We start from the raw sequence: 3,104 nt of genomic DNA on the forward strand, positions 1-3,104 counted from the left end.
CTGTCTTCCAGCATGTAGGCAATCCGATCCGCCGGATACGCCGGATCCAGCGGCACATAACCGCCGCCCGCTTTCAGGATCGCCAGCAACCCGATCACCATGTCGGCACCACGCTCGACACAGATCGCCACCCGCGAATCCGGCCGCACGCCTTGCCCACGCAGGTAATGCGCCAGCCGGTTGGCCTGCTCGTTCAATTCAGCATAAGTCAGGCGCTGACCGCCATGCAGCACCGCCAGCGCATCCGGCGTGTGCTGCACCTGCTCCTCGAACAGCCCGTGGATCGTCTGTTCCAGCGGATACTCGGCGTCGGTGGCATTGAACGTCACCAGCAGTTGCTCGCGCTCCGCCGGAGGCAGAATCGGCAAATCGGCCAGCGGCGACGCAGGCGTGTACTCCAGCGCCTGCGCCAAAGTCGCCAGCGCCGTTTCCATATAGGCACAGATCCGCGACGCGTCGATCCCGCTCACAGCCTGGACGGTCAGGCTGAAGCCCTCACCCAGATCGTCCACCGAGAGCATCAGCGGATAGTTGGTCCGCTCCTCGCCACCGAGCACTTGGATACCGTTCCAGGCAGACACCGCTTCGGTCGAAGTCGCGGTGCCGGTGTGGCGGTAGTTGAGCAAGGCGCTGAACAGCGGCGCGGGTGCCGCCACGCCGCTGCAACGCTGGGCCAAGGCCAGGGAGGCGTGCTCGTGACCGAGCAATGCGGTCAACCGTGCATGGGTCGTCTTGACCCCGGCGCGTACGCCCTGCCCGCCAATGCTCACCCGCAATGGCAGAGTATTGATGAACATGCCCAAGGCGCGGTCGCCCCCTTCGCCGCCCTGCATCCGCCCCATCAGCACGGTGCCAAACACCACATCGTCCCGGCCCGACACACGGCCCAGCACCTGCGCCCAGGCCAGGTGAACCAGACTCGCTGCACTCACGCCGAGCAGACGCGCCTGGGTCCTCAAGTCCAGACTCAAGCGGCTGGCGAGTGCCAGTGTAGCTTCCTCAATGCCCGGCCCTGCGCCCTGCACCTCTTGCAGGCCGAATGGCAGGGTCGGCTCATCGACATCACCCAACATCTCGCGGAAGAACCCTTCATGGGCCTCAGCACTGATGCCCAGGCGCACCTGTGCCACGTAGTTGCGAAAAGGTACCGGCTCAGGCAATTCATCGGTCCGGCCAAGCAGGAATGCCTGCATCTCATGCTGCACCAGCTCCAGGGCTGCATGGTCCAGCGCCATGTGATGGAACAACAGAATCGCCACCCAGCGGTTGTTAGCCCGGTCTTGCGCACAGACCAGGCGCATCAACGGCGCCCGACCCACGTCCAGACGGTGGTGTCGGGTATCGAAACGCTGATGCAGTTGCCAATCGATATCGCCCTCGGCCGGATCGAGCACCAGTTCTTCCAACGCCAGAGTGGCCTCGCGCCAGACCACTTGCATCGGTTCCTCCAACCCTTCCCACACCACCGAGGTGCGCAAGATGTCGTGGCGATCGATCACGCCTTGCAAGGCTTGGAGAAAATCGTCCAGGCGAGCCCTCTGGTCTGCTCCGAACAAGGTCTGCAACACATAGGGATCACCCTGTTCCGCGGCAAGGTGATGGTAGAAAATGCCTTCCTGCAACGGCGCCAGCGGATAGATGTCCTGGACATTGCCGGCGCCACCGGGCACGCCGTCGACGATCCGGTCGATCTGCTCCTGAGTCAGGCTCGCCAGCGGCAACATATCCGGTGTGATGCGGAACGCCGGGCTCAACCAGTCGCCACCGTTTCTCTCCACCAGGGCGAGCAGTTCACGCTTATGGACGGCCAGACTGTCCCATACCGTGTTCTCCAGCCCTTCGTCATCGCCCTCGATCACAAGGTTTTCGCCATCCTGTTGGAGACGAATCGGGTGCTTGGAAAGCACTGCCATCAGTTCGCTGAATTGCATCGAAGGACCTGCTTTTCTGGTTCGGAGTGGTTGACGATCAATGTGGCTTTCAGATACGGCGTGTCGCCTGGACGCGAGGATTGGCGGTGGACGGGCCGATCACCGCGTGCGGGCCAATGCAATGAATATCGTCATGTTCAACCGAAGGAGATCCGTCTCCTTACAGGCCAAAAAAAATTAGAGCATTCAGTAGGTCATGTCTGTCATGGGAAGCAGGGACAAGTCCCGGCGCGGAGCAAGCGAACGTAAATCCTGGGGGAGCCGGGCTTGCTCACGAAGGCGGTGGCACAGTCAGCATTGATACCAATTGACCCACCGCTATCGCGAGCAGGCTCGCTCCCACATTGGACTTGGGGTGAACTCGGCCTTTGCGGACACCGTCAGACCTGTGGGAGCCGGGCTTGCCCGCGAAAGCGGTGGCACATTCGACATCTGCGTCACAGACACTCCGCTTTCGCGAGCAAGCCCGTTCCCACAGAGGGATTTGGGGTCAGCAGGATTTGCGCGGCGCCGCGGAAAACTGTGGGAGCGAGCCTGCTCGCGATGGCGTCATGCCGGCGGACAGGCTCTCTCCCATCGGACTCAGATGCGTCGCTGACGCGTGAGCGCCGGTATCTTCGTCTCGGGCACTTCGATGCGTTGTACCTGCCCCACCGCCGCGGCCACAGACGCCAGCGTCGGTTGACCGAACAACACACGGACATCGGCTTCCATGCCTTCCTTGCGCATGCGTTCGATCAGCGTCACGGCCAGCAACGAGTGGCCACCGAGTTCGAAGAAGTGATCGTGACGGCCGACGCGCTCGACCTTCAGCAGCTCGGCCCACAACGAAGCAAGCTTCGTTTCCACATCACCCACGGGGGCTTCGTAAAGATGAGTGGCGAACGCCTCGCTGCCGGGAAGTGGCAAGGCGTTGCGATCGAGCTTGCCGTTGGGGGTCAACGGCAAGGTGTCGAGGCGCACATAGGCCGCCGGCACCATATACTCCGGCAACTGCGCTTGCAGATGCCCACGCAGATGGCCTACGCCCACTGCCTGGCCTGGCGAATGCTGGGTGAAATACGCGACCAGACGTTTATCGCCCGGTACGTCTTCCCGGGCCAGCACCACCGCCTCTTTCACGGCATCGTGCTGGGCGAGCTTGGCTTCGATCTCGCCCAGTTCGATGCGGAA

The 3,104-nt window shown here is 62.5% G+C and carries 2 protein-coding genes; both read right to left on the bottom strand.

Features of this window, described 5'->3' with window-relative positions:
- On the bottom strand, window positions 1–1,931 hold a 1,931-nt coding region (locus BLP82_RS29890; RefSeq protein WP_139198019.1), incomplete at its 3' end, for a condensation domain-containing protein.
- Window positions 1,932–2,513: 582 nt separating this feature from the next.
- On the bottom strand, window positions 2,514–3,104 hold a 591-nt coding region (locus tag BLP82_RS29895), incomplete at its 5' end, for a phosphopantetheine-binding protein (protein ID WP_256576695.1).

The sequence above is a fragment of the Pseudomonas sp. NFACC37-1 genome, assembly GCF_900101575.1.
Classification (GTDB): domain Bacteria; phylum Pseudomonadota; class Gammaproteobacteria; order Pseudomonadales; family Pseudomonadaceae; genus Aquipseudomonas; species Aquipseudomonas fluorescens_AA.